This is a genomic window from Larkinella arboricola (genome assembly GCF_003259745.1).
GTDB classification, from domain to species: Bacteria; Bacteroidota; Bacteroidia; order Cytophagales; family Spirosomataceae; genus Larkinella; species Larkinella arboricola.
On the sequence record NZ_QLMC01000004.1, the window covers coordinates 681,656 to 694,013 of the forward strand.

General features: G+C 50.3%; 14 protein-coding genes. 12 read left to right on the top strand and 2 right to left on the bottom strand.

Annotated elements, in window-relative coordinates; all coding sequences use genetic code 11:
- Window positions 1-129 precede the first annotated feature (129 nt).
- The 9 genes from LX87_RS18460 (at window position 130) to LX87_RS18500 (ending at window position 7,608) form a co-directional block, all read left to right on the top strand.
- Window positions 130-1,074, top strand: a complete 945-nt coding sequence (locus LX87_RS18460) for a cell division protein ZapB (RefSeq protein ID WP_111629731.1) — start codon at window positions 130-132, stop codon at window positions 1,072-1,074.
- 145 nt (window positions 1,075-1,219) lie between these two features.
- Window positions 1,220-1,603 carry a 30S ribosomal protein S6 gene (rpsF, locus tag LX87_RS18465; RefSeq protein WP_111629732.1) on the top strand — a complete coding sequence of 128 codons (384 nt, stop codon included), beginning with the start codon at window positions 1,220-1,222 and terminating at the stop codon, window positions 1,601-1,603.
- Window positions 1,604-1,605: 2 nt separating this feature from the next.
- Window positions 1,606-1,857: a 30S ribosomal protein S18 gene (gene rpsR, locus LX87_RS18470; RefSeq protein ID WP_111629733.1), complete on the top strand. Its 252-nt coding sequence runs from the start codon at window positions 1,606-1,608 to the stop codon at window positions 1,855-1,857.
- Between the two features lie 69 nt (window positions 1,858-1,926).
- Window positions 1,927-2,367, top strand: coding sequence for a 50S ribosomal protein L9 (gene rplI, locus LX87_RS18475; protein WP_111629734.1), 441 nt, complete (start codon window positions 1,927-1,929; stop codon window positions 2,365-2,367).
- Between the two features lie 82 nt (window positions 2,368-2,449).
- Complete coding sequence (locus LX87_RS18480; protein WP_111629735.1) at window positions 2,450-3,463, top strand: GSCFA domain-containing protein; 1,014 nt, start codon at window positions 2,450-2,452, stop codon at window positions 3,461-3,463.
- Between the two features lie 31 nt (window positions 3,464-3,494).
- Window positions 3,495-4,604: an Mrp/NBP35 family ATP-binding protein gene (locus tag LX87_RS18485; RefSeq protein WP_111629736.1), complete on the top strand. Its 1,110-nt coding sequence runs from the start codon at window positions 3,495-3,497 to the stop codon at window positions 4,602-4,604.
- Between the two features lie 65 nt (window positions 4,605-4,669).
- Window positions 4,670-4,936 (top strand): NifU family protein, encoded by a 267-nt coding sequence (locus tag LX87_RS18490; RefSeq protein ID WP_111629737.1) that lies wholly within the window; start codon window positions 4,670-4,672, stop codon window positions 4,934-4,936.
- 175 nt (window positions 4,937-5,111) lie between these two features.
- Entirely contained in the window at window positions 5,112-6,800 is a 1,689-nt protein-coding gene (locus tag LX87_RS18495) for a D-alanine--D-alanine ligase family protein (RefSeq protein WP_111629738.1), read from the top strand.
- Window positions 6,801-6,813: 13 nt separating this feature from the next.
- Complete coding sequence (locus LX87_RS18500) at window positions 6,814-7,608, top strand: SDR family NAD(P)-dependent oxidoreductase (protein ID WP_111629739.1); 795 nt, start codon at window positions 6,814-6,816, stop codon at window positions 7,606-7,608.
- Between the two features lie 74 nt (window positions 7,609-7,682).
- Here the strand turns inward: LX87_RS18500 and pepT are convergent, their stop codons facing one another.
- Together pepT and LX87_RS18510 are read right to left on the bottom strand one after the other, a co-directional pair.
- Window positions 7,683-8,921, bottom strand: coding sequence for a peptidase T (gene pepT / locus LX87_RS18505; protein WP_111629740.1), 1,239 nt, complete (start codon window positions 8,919-8,921; stop codon window positions 7,683-7,685).
- 241 nt (window positions 8,922-9,162) lie between these two features.
- Window positions 9,163-10,758 carry a peptide chain release factor 3 gene (locus LX87_RS18510; protein ID WP_111629741.1) on the bottom strand — a complete coding sequence of 532 codons (1,596 nt, stop codon included), beginning with the start codon at window positions 10,756-10,758 and terminating at the stop codon, window positions 9,163-9,165.
- Between the two features lie 180 nt (window positions 10,759-10,938).
- On the opposite strand from LX87_RS18510, the gene LX87_RS18515 reads away from it, so the two are divergent.
- The 3 genes from LX87_RS18515 to LX87_RS18525 are packed head-to-tail and all read left to right on the top strand — an operon-like array spanning window position 10,939 to window position 12,286.
- Window positions 10,939-11,442: a SixA phosphatase family protein gene (locus LX87_RS18515; RefSeq protein ID WP_111629742.1), complete on the top strand. Its 504-nt coding sequence runs from the start codon at window positions 10,939-10,941 to the stop codon at window positions 11,440-11,442.
- Entirely contained in the window at window positions 11,439-11,657 is a 219-nt protein-coding gene (locus tag LX87_RS18520; RefSeq protein ID WP_111629743.1) for a hypothetical protein, read from the top strand. Before LX87_RS18515 ends, LX87_RS18520 begins: the two co-directional genes overlap by 4 nt.
- Before the next feature lie 29 nt (window positions 11,658-11,686).
- Window positions 11,687-12,286 carry a class I SAM-dependent methyltransferase gene (locus tag LX87_RS18525; protein ID WP_111629744.1) on the top strand — a complete coding sequence of 200 codons (600 nt, stop codon included), beginning with the start codon at window positions 11,687-11,689 and terminating at the stop codon, window positions 12,284-12,286.
- Window positions 12,287-12,358: the final 72 nt, after the last annotated feature.

The following is a 12,358-nucleotide window of genomic DNA, read 5'->3' on the forward strand; positions in this document are numbered from 1 at the left end:
GATCCGGAAGGAAATTAACCCCGTTGACCCGCTGGAAATTATGAAGAATAATGTGCGGTTTCATTGAAAAACGCCCCGGAAACCCGTACTTTACGGCTCCTAATACCAATCCCATTAAGTAATATCTCCATGGAATCGTATAACCAGGACAGACGTAACAACCGTAAAAATTACTTATTAGTGGCCCTGGGTATCCTGGCCGCCCTCAATTTATTATTGCTTTATTTTTATTACCAGGAAAGACAAATCAATAAAACCCAGCAAACCACTTTAAGCGATAAAACGCAGGAAATGCTGGTGACCAAAACCCGGCTGGATTCGATATCCATTCAGCTGGACGCTAAAATTTCGGAGATTCAATCGTTGGGAGGCCGGGTAGATTCCTTATTGAAAGTAAAAGAACAACTGGAAATCGACAAACGAAACCTGCGGAATGTGGCGGCTTTCGATGTAAAAAGGTATGAAGCCAAAATTAAAAAGTACCTGGCGTTACTGGGCGAAAAAGATAAGGAAATTGAACAGTTAAAAGAAGAAAATAGCATCCTGACCTCCCAGAACCAGACACTGACGCAGGAAAATACCAATCTGAAAAACGAACGACAGGCGCTGACCGATACGGTTTCGCGGTATTCGGAGCAAAACCGGGAGTTGACGGAAAAGGTAACCCTCGCATCGGCTCTGAAGGCCGAAAATCTGGTGGTCAATGCCATCAACCGGCGCGGGAAGGAAAGTGACGGGGGCGAGTATCGGGCGAAGCGGATTGATAAAGTGAAGATTACGTTTCGTCTGGCGACCAACCCACTGGCGCAGCAGAATGAAAAGGAAATCTACCTCCGGATTCTGGATCCGAGCGGTTCCGTGATTGCGGATATGGCCACTGGCTCGGGCCAGTTTATCTACAGCGGACAGGAAATGATCTATACGGCCAGGCAAACCATTACTTACGATAGTTTGGGCCAGCAGGTCACCTTTATTTATGGGCGCGGCAACATTCCTTTCAAGGAAGGAACGCATCAGATTGAGCTGTATTCGGAAGGGTTTAAGATTGGGCAGGGCGATTTTACGGTGAAGTAACTACCGGCGAATCGACAAACCGGAGGCCGGAATGGAGAAGACAAACAGGACGCTAAAAAAATCCTTGCAGCACTTTCTCCTTTCCGGCTTTTTATTTACCTTTGCGTCCTCATTTTGAAATCTTTATCCATTTAACACAATTATCATGCAGTTCACAAAGAACTATGAGACCGTGTTCATTTTAACTCCCGTTTTATCTGAAGCTCAGATAAAGGACACTGTCGACAAGTTCCGCAAAGTTTTGACCGATAACGGTGCGGAAATTGTTAATGAAGAAAGTATGGGTCTGCGCAAACTGGCGTACCCGATCCAACACAAGAATACGGGTTACTACTTCCTGTTTGAGTTTTCGTCTGAGACGAAAATTCCTGATGTTCTGGACGTTGAATACCGTCGGGATGAGCGCGTTATTCGCTACCTGACTACCGTTCTCGACAAACACGCCCTTGCTTACAACGAGCGTCGTCGGAAAGGTCAACTGGGTAAAAACAAACAACAAACTGAAAAAGCAGGAGAGGAGGCCAAATAATCATGAGTCTGCAAAACGAACCCGTTAGCAAAAACGAAAACCGCAAGAAATATTGCCGTTTTAAAAAGTCCGGTATCAAATACATCGACTACAAAGATCCCAACTTCCTGTTGAAGTTGTTGAACGAACAAGGTAAAATTCTGCCCCGGCGGATTACCGGTACGAGCCTGAAATTCCAGCGTAAAGTGGGTCAGGCCGTTAAGCGTGCCCGTCACCTGGCTCTGTTACCTTACGTAGGCGATTCATTGAAATAAGTTGATGGTATACGGTTTTCGGTTTAACCCGTTAATCGTATACTAAAAACTGACAACTCATTCACAATCATGCAAATCATACTGAAAACCGACATTGCCGGACTGGGTTTTAAGAACGATACGGTTGACGTAAAACCTGGCTACGGCCGTAACTACCTGATTCCGCAAGGGTATGCTGTCATGGCAACGGAATCAAATAAAAAAGTGGTTGCTGAAAACATTCGGCAAGCTGCTCACAAAGCCGAAAAACTGAAGAACGATGCCCTGGCGCTGGCCGAAGCATTGGGTCAACTGGAGCTGACGGTTCCGGCCAAAGCGGGCGAAAGCGGAAAAATCTTCGGTCGCGTTACCAACACGCAAGTGGCGGATGCGCTGAAAGAAAAAGGCTATGACATCGACCGGAAAAAAATCACGATCGACGAAGCCAAAGTACTGGGTACGTATAATGCCGTTGTTAACCTGCACAAGGATGTAAAACAGACGGTGAAATTTGAAGTAGTAGCTGAATAAGTTGCTGGCTCTCAGTAGCTTGTTTTATGAAATAAATTGAAGCGGTCCGGACTTTTTCGGGCCGCTTTTTTGTTGTTACAGTATGGACTTTCGTACTGAACTAACACCGGAAAAACTCCCGGTTCTGATCCGGCCCGAGGACCGGATCGTGACTATTGGATCCTGTTTTGCTGAAGTGCTGGGTCGCCAACTGGCCGATAACAAAGTAAACGTACTGAGCAATCCGTTCGGTACGCTGTTCAATCCGGTATCGATTGATAAACTGCTGCGGGCGGCTCTGCTGAAGGGGGAGCCCGATCCGGATTTATACATTGACCGCGACGGTCTGTGGTTCCATTATGACTTTCATTCGTCGCTTTGGGGCCATACCCGCGACGAACTTCACTGCCGTCTGACGGAGTGCCTGACTCAGACCGGTCAGGCGCTGAAAAGCGCCAACTGGCTGGTGCTGACGCTGGGAACGGCGGTTGTCTACCGGCATCTGGAAGCCGGAAAGGTAGTAGCGAACTGCCAGAAAATGCCGGGTTTCCTGTTTGAAAAGTACCTGTATGCCTACGAGCATATTCAGGGAACGCTAACCGGTCTGGTGAAGACCTTAAAGCAGGTAAATCCGGGTTTGCAAATTCTGCTGACGGTCAGTCCGGTTCGCCACACCAAAGATTCGCTGCCCGTTAATCAGACTAGCAAGTCGATTCTCCGGGCGGTTAGCCATGAATTGACGGTCTGGAATGAGCAGGTCCATTACTTCCCGGCCTACGAAATCATGATGGACGATTTGCGGGATTACCGGTTTTATGAAGCCGATCTGATCCACCCTAACGCCGTTGCCGAGACGTATATTTTTGAAAAATTTGCCGGATGCGCATTTGATGACGAACTTCGCGGATTCATCACCGGCTGGCAGAGCCTTCGGAAAGCGCTGGCGCACCGGCCTTTCCACGAAGGAACGGAGTCACACCGGCGGTTCCTGGAAAACTTGCTGAAACAACTGGATGCATTTTCCAAAAAGACGGATGTCAGTCAGGAGATTAAAGAAGTAGAGCGACGCCTACGGGCTTTTCAAACGATTGACCCCGGTGCGAACCAGGCTGCCTGATTCGCTGTTCACCCAACAGTAACTGCACAGTATGTCAACTTATAGACTCACAAAAGAAGCCGTATTAAACGCCCTTGGGCATGTTGAAGAACCTGATTTAAAGCGTGACCTAGTTACGCTTAATATGGTGAAAGACATTGAATTAGGAGTAGATCAGGTTCGGTTTACGGTGGTGTTGACCACACCCGCCTGTCCGTTGAAGGAACTGATCCGCAAACGTTGCGTTGATGCCATTCACACGTATATTGGCCCCGATATCGAGGTAAATGTGAATTTGACGGCCGACGTCAGCTCAACCCGTTTTAATACACCGGTTTTACCGGGCGTTAAAAATATCATTGCCGTTGCTTCCGGAAAAGGTGGGGTTGGTAAATCAACCGTTACGGCCAACCTGGCGGTAGCCCTGTACAAATCCGGCGCAAAAGTGGGCATTATCGACGCTGATATCTTCGGCCCTTCGATTCCCGTTATGTTTGGCGCGGAAGAACTGCAACCGGCAGTGGGGCAGGTAGAAGGCAAAAATATGCTGCAACCCATTCAACAGTTTGGGGTGAAACTGATGTCAATCGGTTTTCTGACGCCCCGGGATAATGCCATCATCTGGCGGGGACCGATGGCGAGTCAGGCCCTGCGTCAGTTTTTTGCCGATACCCACTGGGGAGAACTGGACTACCTGCTGATTGACCTTCCTCCCGGTACGAGCGATATTCACCTGACACTGGTGCAAACCGTGCCTGTGACGGGAGCCGTTATTGTAACGACTCCGCAAAAAGTGGCGCTGGCCGATGCCACCAAGGGGCTGGCCATGTTCCGGCAGCCACAAATTAACGTGCCGGTATTAGGCGTCATCGAAAACATGGCGTATTTTACTCCCGCCGAGTTGCCCGATTCAAAATACTTTATTTTTGGCAAGGGGGGCGGTCAGGAACTGGCCGACAAGTACGATGTGCCGCTGCTGGGCCAGATTCCGCTGGTGCAAAGCATTCGGGAAGCGGGCGACGACGGAAAACCCGTTGTAACCGAAAACGATCCTGTTACGTCGGGCGCATTTCGGTCGGTGGCTGAAGCCCTGGCGCAGCAGATTTCGGTCCGTAATGCCACGCAGGACAAGACCCGGCCGGTTGAAATTGTCCGCCAATAAGCCATCTTATTGGATTAAAAGAGGAAAATGCGTATTTTTACCATCAGTCATATACTACGTCGAGAATGGGAACTGCAACCGATAACGAATTATTAATAAACCGAATAGAGTCGGCACTGAACGGTATTCGCCCTTATCTGGAAGCGGATGGTGGCAACGTGAAAGTGCTCGAAGTGACGAACGACAAAGTGGTTCGTCTGGAACTGGTCGGCGCGTGTGGATCCTGTCCAATGTCGGCGATGACGTTTAAAGCGGGTCTGGAAGAGGCCATTCTGAAAGCCGTTCCGGAGGTTTCGCGGGTAGAAGCCACTAATTTGACCCCGGCGTTTTAAGAGATAAATCGTCTATAAAATTCGCGTTTGAAGAGTTTAGCCGTTAGTCCGTCGGATTAGCGGCTTTTTTGTTATTTTGCGCCCACAGACCGCGCAGGTCGCTTCAACCTGGGTCGTACATTCATTCCATAAGCTTACCAGAATCTCGCAGACTAAAATCTGTGGGTGTGTCAAAATGAAAATAGGAATCTTCTTCGGAGGCCCGTCGCGCGAACGGGAAGTCTCATTTGCCGGCGGTCGCACAGCCCTGACTCATATCGATAAAACATTATTCCAGCCCGTCATGGTGTTTGTTGACGGACTGGGTAACTTCATCCTGATTCGGGAAGAATTTCTCTCCAGAAGCTCAATCCGGGCTTTTTATCCGCAGCAGACAGACGGCCGTTTCAGCGTGTATATTGAATCGTTAGCCGGCCTGCCCGCCGAAGAGATCGAAGCGCAAATCAGCGCAATTGGTCAGCGGATTCAACCGCAGGAATTTAAGCAGCATTTTGATTTTGCTTTTCTGGCAATGCACGGCCCAGACTGCGAAGACGGCGGCATTCAGGGCCTGCTGGAATGGTACAAAATACCGTACAGCGGACCGGGTTTGATGGGGTCGGCTGTGGGGATTAATAAAATTCTGCAAAATGGACTGATTGCGCTCGTCAATAACCAGGAGAAAAAGGCCTCCACCATCAGCCGCCCGGCCTGGGATCAGGCCGATAAAGCCAGCGTTTTTGAATCGCTGCAAAGTCTGCTGGGCCTGCCGATTGTTGTGAAAGCCCCCCATCAGGGTTCGTCTATCGGCGTGGTGATTGTTCGGGAAAACGATCTGGATACATTTATCCGGGCCGTTGATCAATGTTTTTTTCGGCAGGAAATTGATCTGGAAAGCTGGAAAGCACTTTCAGAAGATGAGCAGGTGGCTTCTATTCAGTCCATTACGGAGCTGGATTCGGGCATTGGCTTTCCCGTGGTGATCGAAGAAACCGGCGAGGTGATCTGCCATCCAAAGGATTTGCTGGAAAAAGCCAGTGCCTGGGCCGAATCCGGTTATCAATCGCTGATGATTGCATCGGTCAATTCGGAGGATGACGTGCTGTTTGAAGAGTTTATCAGCGGGCAGGAGTTTTCGTGTGGGGTGATTCAGGACGACGATGGAACGGCGGTGGCCCTGCCGCCAACCGAAATTTACAACGTCACGAGTTTCGATTTTAAATCAAAATACCAGTCGGGCAGCACGACCCGGAAGCGGATTCCGGTCGGTACCAGTCTGGAACACAACCGGGAAATTCAGGTTAATGTAACTGAAGTGTTTACAAAACTGGGCATGAACGTCTGCGCCCGCATCGACGGTTTTCTGACCCCGGACGAAGCCGACAAACCGGGGCGGGTACTGCTCCACGATCCTAATACCATTCCCGGTATGTCGCCAACGTCGCTCATTTTCAAACAAATGGCGGAGATTGGCCTGAATGTAACACAGGCTATCACCTACTTTATCCGTCAGTCACTACGCGAACGCATCCGGACCGGCAAGGATATCATCGGCTTGCGTCAGCAGTTGGCGGACCTGGATATTCGCATGGCGGATCGGAAAAATTTACACCTGCCGACTGAAGAGTTTGTAGTTGATATGACCCACGAGGATATAGAAGCCTCCTGGCAGGAAGCAAAAACCTGGTACGGACATCATGCCGCACAGGGACAGGCCAAACCGGTTGTTGTGTTAAAAACCGCGCAGGAGCGGCACGAATTACCGCTTAATTTGTTGTTCAAGGACACGGTTGCCGACGTGCTGGAAGCGTTAGCCCAACCGATGCATCCGTTGATTGCCGAGACCCGGGAACGGGCCAAAGCGATTACGGAACGGTATTCTTAAAAACAACTGCCTCATGGATTTACAAGTAAGCGGAAAGACCGCTCTGGTAACGGGCTCAACCGCCGGAATTGGCCTGGCAATTGCCAAAACGCTGGCTCAGGAAGGTGCTGAAGTCATCATTAATGGTCGAAATAAAGAGCGGGTCGAAGCCCTGGTACAGCACTTGTCGAAAGAGTTGCCCGGGACCCGATTCCGTGGCATCGCGGCTGATTTTAGCAAGGTGGAGGAAGTCAATGCCTTGCTGGCGGCCTTGCCCGAAGTGGATATTCTGATCAATAACGTCGGGGTTTTCGAACCGAAAGAGTTTGCGGATATCCCGGATGAAGACTGGTTCCGGTTTTTCGAAGTAAATGTACTGAGCGGGGTGCGGCTTTCTCGTCATTATTTCCCGAAAATGCTGGCAAAAAACTGGGGGCGTATCATCTTTGTGTCCAGCGAATCGGCGCTGCAAATCCCCACCGAAATGATTCATTACGGCACCACAAAAACCGCCCAACTGGCTATTTCGCGCGGTTTGGCCGAACTGACAACCGGCACAGAGGTGACGGTCAATACCGTATTGCCCGGCCCAACGTTTTCGGAAGGTGTTGGTGATTTTATCGGCAGCATGGCGGCAAGAAGTAATGTGTCGGTAGAAGAAATGGAGCAAGATTTCTTTAAAAATGCCCGCCCAACGTCGATCATAAAACGGTTTGCCACCACGCAGGAAATCGCCAACATGGTGGCTTATCTCGTCAGTCCGCTGGCATCGGCCACCAACGGAGCCGCGATCCGGGTGGATGGGGGCGTGACCAAGACAATTGCCTGACGTACGCTAAAACGCACAGAAAAGCCGTCCTGAGTAACCCTCCGGACGGCTTTTTTATGATGTTAGTCATTCATTCAGGCTTTTTCCTCCCAAACCTGACACAGGTTCACGATTACTTCTACAGCTTTTCCCATATCCTGAACCGATACCCACTCGAGTCGCGAGTGAAACGCGTGTTCGCCCGCGAAAATATTGGGGCAGGGTAGACCCATGAACGACAACCGCGAACCGTCTGTACCGCCCCGGATGCTCCGGCGCTCGGGCGTAAGTTCGCTTCGGCGAATGGCTTCCAGCGCATTTTCAACTACGGGGGGGTGCTGGTCAAGCACTTCCTTCATGTTGCGGTATTGCTCCTTCACGTCGAACGTGGCGCTGGAATTAGGGTACGAAGCCAGGACCGTGTTCAGCAGATCTTGAAGGTATTGCTCTTTTTGGTGCAATCCGCTGACGCTGAAATCGCGGATAATAAAGTCAACCACCGCCTGATCCTGATTGCCTTCCAGATGGCCCGGATGAATAAAGCCTTCGTAACCTTCGGTGGTTTCGGGCGAGAGCGAATCTTTCGGGAGGGCAGCCAGCAGGTCAGCGGCAATTTTTAACGCATTTTCCAGCTTGCCTTTCGCAAAGCCCGGATGGGTGCTAACGCCCCGAATGGTGATTCGTACGGCATCCGCCGAAAACGTTTCATCTTCCAGCGTGCCGCGCATTTCGCCATCAATCGTGTAACCAAAATCCGCGCCTAGTTTTTCCAGATCAACTTTCTCGGTTCCGCGTCCAACTTCTTCGTCGGGTGTAAAAAGCAGGCGAATTTTCCCGTGTTTAATAACCGGCTCTTTCATAATCAGCTCGGCGGCCGCCATGATTTCGGCCACTCCGGCTTTGTTGTCGGCGCCTAGCAAGGTGGTTCCGCTGGCGGTGATGATATCATTGCCGATCTGATCATTCAGGTCGGGGTGGTCGGCCCGGCGGATGATTTGGGTGGGATCGTCGGGCAGTACGATGTCAGAACCGTCCCAGCCGTGGTGGATAAGCGGTTGGACGCCTTCACCGGTTACATCCGGCGACGTATCCATGTGGGCGCAGAGGCACAACACGGGCACGTTCGGTTTGTCGGTATTCGCCGGAATGGTAGCATACACATACCCGTACTCGTCCAGTTCGGCGTCAGAAATACCGATTTCGTGCAGTTCCTGGACCAGTAAACGGCCTAAGTTTTTTTGTTTTTCGGTAGACGGATTGGTTGTAGAATGGGGATCGGATTGCGTATCAATCTGAACGTAACGCAGAAATCGCTCAGTAACGGACGTTTGCATAAGGAGTATGGGGTAACTTCAAACCGTATAATTACCATTTTAACGGTTAAGAACGGTATTTTACCAGAATAACCGCAAAAAAACTGATCGTGTCAGGCGCTTTTGGCTCATAAACAAGCCTGAACGGATCAACAGCCAGTAGCAACGCCGGTTTTCAGGTCAGTTGGTTTGGATTTTCGCTTTAAATAGCAAAAGCCGGAATCCAGTCAGATTCCGGCTTTTTGATGCTGAAAGACATTGCTTACGCTTCCACCGCCGTCTTGAATTCGGACGTAAAGTGGAATTTAATGTCGGGGTTATTTTGAATGTTCATCCGCAGAATCCAGTCAGATTCGGCCAGAAAAACCGGGTTGCCATCTTTGTCGTACGCAATGGCGAGTCCTTTTAGACGGATAAATTCATCCAGTTTCTTTTTGTCGTCCGAGGTGAGCCAGCAGGCTTTGGATACCGGCATGGAAACCCAGCGGCATTTGGCACCATATTCGTGTTCGAGACGGTATTGAATAACGTCAAATTGCAGTTCGCCCACGGTACCGACGATCTTCCGGTTTCCGCTGATCAGGGTAAACAACTGCGCGACACCCTCATCGGTTAATTGCTGAATCCCTTTTTCCAGTTGCTTGGATTTCATCGGGTCGGCATTGATGAGTTCTTTGAAAATCTCGGGTGAAAAACTCGGAATTCCGGTGTATTGCAGCTCTTCGCCCTCGGTTAGCGTATCGCCAATTTTAAACGAGCCGGTATCGTACAAACCAACCACATCGCCCGGGTAACCTTCTTCAACAATGCTTTTGCTGTCGGCCATGAAGCTGAACGGACTCGAAAACCGTACGTCTTTGTCCAGGCGGGTATGGTGGTAAAATTTCCCCCGTTCGAATGTGCCGGAACAAATCCGCAGAAACGCAATCCGGTCGCGGTGACGCGGGTCGAGGTTCGCGTGAATTTTAAAGACAAAACCGGTAAACTTCGATTCTTCCGGCTTAACGACCCGTTTGTCGGTGGCGCGGGCGATGGGTTCGGGCGAGATGTCGCAGAACGTATCGAGCAACTCTTTAACCCCAAAGTTATTCACCGCCGAGCCAAAAAATACCGGTGCTACTTTGCCTTCCAGGTACGTTTGCCGGTCGAACGGGTCATAGACGCCTTCAATCAGCTCGGCATCTTCGCGGAGTTGAGCGGCATCGCGCTCGCCCACTTTCTGGTCCAGCACGGGCGTGTTGATGTCAATTTCGAGAATATCGTCTTCTACCTTCGTTTTGTTGACGCGGAAGAAGTTCATGGTTTTGTCGTAAAGGCTGTAAACGCCTTTGAAATCCGACCCCATGTTGACCGGCCACGTCAGCGGGCGGACGCGGATGTTAAGCTTGGCTTCCAGTTCGTCCAGCAGATCGAACGGATTCTGGCCTTCGCGGTCGAGTTTGTTGATGAAAATAATAACCGGTGTATCGCGCATCCGGCAGACCTCCATCAACCGTTCGGTTTGTTCCTCTACGCCCTTTACGCAGTCGATAACCAGGATTACACTATCGACGGCGGTAAGTGTCCGGTAGGTATCTTCCGCAAAGTCTTTGTGACCCGGCGTATCCAGAATGTTAATTTTAAGGTCACGGTATTCAAACGTCATAACCGACGTGGCCACCGAAATACCGCGCTGCTTTTCAATTTCCATGAAGTCTGAGGTGGCCGACTTCTTGATTTTGTTGGACTTAACGGCTCCGGCGGTTTGGATAGCGCCCCCAAAGAGCAGCAATTTTTCGGTCAGTGTCGTTTTCCCGGCATCCGGGTGACTAATGATCGCAAAGGTCCGGCGACGGCTAATTTCCTGTGTCGTACTCATTATATACTAAACGGCCCGTATGGTTGGCCTCTTTTCGTCTGATGCTTCTTGTAAAATACAAAGATACGAAATTTTTAGGGCAGGCTGAGGAACAATCCGGCAACTCGGCGGGTTGAGACATGGTCTTTTCACGAGAATTAGTAGTTTTGAAAAAAAACGGCTTCTCTTAACCTACAACATATGAAGAAAGTACTCTACCTTGTCCGGCACGCAAAGGCTGAAGATCGGGCCAGTTTCCAGCGTGACCACGACCGCGACCTGGTTTCGGAAGGGATTATGGCCGCGGCCCGGATGGGGCGTCATCTGGCAGCAATGGGTATAAAACCCGACTGTCTGATCAGCAGTACGGCCAATCGCGCCAAAGACACCGGGAAGGTGATAGCGGAACAGTTGAACCTTGATCCGGACTCGATGGTGCTGGAAGCCAGGCTGTTCGATGGCGGGCCGAAAGCGTACATGGCCGCCATCAACGAAGTCAGCAGCCAGTGCCAGTCGGTGATGCTTTTTGGCCATAATCCCGACATCTCCTATTTTGCCGAGTTTCTGACGCATGCCGACGTGGGTTCAATGAGCAAAGGAGCCGTTGCCATTATTGAATTTGATGGGTTGGAGTGGGCGGAAGTGTCGGGTCGGACGGGGCAATTAGTGGACCTGATTGTGCCGAAAAAATTGAAAGAATCATGAAGCAAAACCGGCGTATTCTTTTTATAGTCGCCCTGATTTTTACCGTTATTATAGCCCTGCTGGCCATCGACATGGGCCGACGCACAACGGCGCCCTGGAATAAAAAACGGCAGCTTGAACGGGCCTTGCCCGTCGAACCGGATGGTACGGACATCGACACCTCGGTGCTGGATACGTCGGACACCGTGTTTGTCGAAGATAGTACCAGCCGCTAATCAGGCATTTTCAGCATTAAACAAACCGTATGGGCCGTATTACGTCGTTTATTAAACGCAAGGTTTTTCGCATGAACCGCGACCGCTGGAATTACCAGTATGACAAAGGCTTGTGGGAGGGCTTGAAGGGGCTTGACGAACTGGCCCGGTTCAGCGTCATCATCGGTTACATTAAATACCTTAAACCCGGGCAGCCCGAAATTGTGGAGATCGGGTGTGGGGAAGGTCTTTTACAACAACGGCTTCAGACCCAGAATTACGGGCGGTATGTAGGGCTGGACATTTCGGACAGGGCCATCCAGACGGCGCAGGCGCAGGCCGACGGAAAATGTACCTATCGCGTAGGCGATATGGATACCTACCAGCCCGAAGGATCATTCGATCTGATTATTTTTAACGAATCGATTTATTACAGCCGTCATCCGCTCGAAACCCTTCAGCGGTATGCTACGCGCTTGAAAGCGAATGGTTTACTAATTGTTACGATCAATGACCATAAGCATAGCGATGAACTTTGGCATCGCATTAGAGACGGCTTTGATCTGCTGGACGAAGCCACGACCATCACCGCCAAATCCACCTGCGTCTGTAAAGTTCTTCTCCCGAAGGGGGCAAAAAGCGAACTATAATGAGATAAAAAACGACGAATATTTCTGTTTTATCGCGTCACCCTTGATTTTATTTGGCACATTATTTGTGTA

Excerpts from the sequence above, each read along its gene's own strand:
- LX87_RS18460 (WP_111629731.1), top strand. The coding sequence starts at position 130 with ATGGAATCGTATAACCAGGACAGACGTAACAACCGTAAAAATTACTTA.
- rpsF (WP_111629732.1), top strand. The coding sequence starts at position 1,220 with ATGCAGTTCACAAAGAACTATGAGACCGTGTTCATTTTAACTCCCGTT.
- rpsR (WP_111629733.1), top strand. The coding sequence starts at position 1,606 with ATGAGTCTGCAAAACGAACCCGTTAGCAAAAACGAAAACCGCAAGAAA.
- rplI (WP_111629734.1), top strand. The coding sequence starts at position 1,927 with ATGCAAATCATACTGAAAACCGACATTGCCGGACTGGGTTTTAAGAAC.
- LX87_RS18480 (WP_111629735.1), top strand. The coding sequence starts at position 2,450 with ATGGACTTTCGTACTGAACTAACACCGGAAAAACTCCCGGTTCTGATC.
- LX87_RS18485 (WP_111629736.1), top strand. The coding sequence starts at position 3,495 with ATGTCAACTTATAGACTCACAAAAGAAGCCGTATTAAACGCCCTTGGG.
- LX87_RS18490 (WP_111629737.1), top strand. The coding sequence starts at position 4,670 with ATGGGAACTGCAACCGATAACGAATTATTAATAAACCGAATAGAGTCG.
- LX87_RS18495 (WP_111629738.1), top strand. The coding sequence starts at position 5,112 with ATGAAAATAGGAATCTTCTTCGGAGGCCCGTCGCGCGAACGGGAAGTC.
- LX87_RS18500 (WP_111629739.1), top strand. The coding sequence starts at position 6,814 with ATGGATTTACAAGTAAGCGGAAAGACCGCTCTGGTAACGGGCTCAACC.
- pepT (WP_111629740.1), bottom strand. The coding sequence starts at position 8,921 with ATGCAAACGTCCGTTACTGAGCGATTTCTGCGTTACGTTCAGATTGAT.
- LX87_RS18510 (WP_111629741.1), bottom strand. The coding sequence starts at position 10,758 with ATGAGTACGACACAGGAAATTAGCCGTCGCCGGACCTTTGCGATCATT.
- LX87_RS18515 (WP_111629742.1), top strand. The coding sequence starts at position 10,939 with ATGAAGAAAGTACTCTACCTTGTCCGGCACGCAAAGGCTGAAGATCGG.
- LX87_RS18520 (WP_111629743.1), top strand. The coding sequence starts at position 11,439 with ATGAAGCAAAACCGGCGTATTCTTTTTATAGTCGCCCTGATTTTTACC.
- LX87_RS18525 (WP_111629744.1), top strand. The coding sequence starts at position 11,687 with ATGGGCCGTATTACGTCGTTTATTAAACGCAAGGTTTTTCGCATGAAC.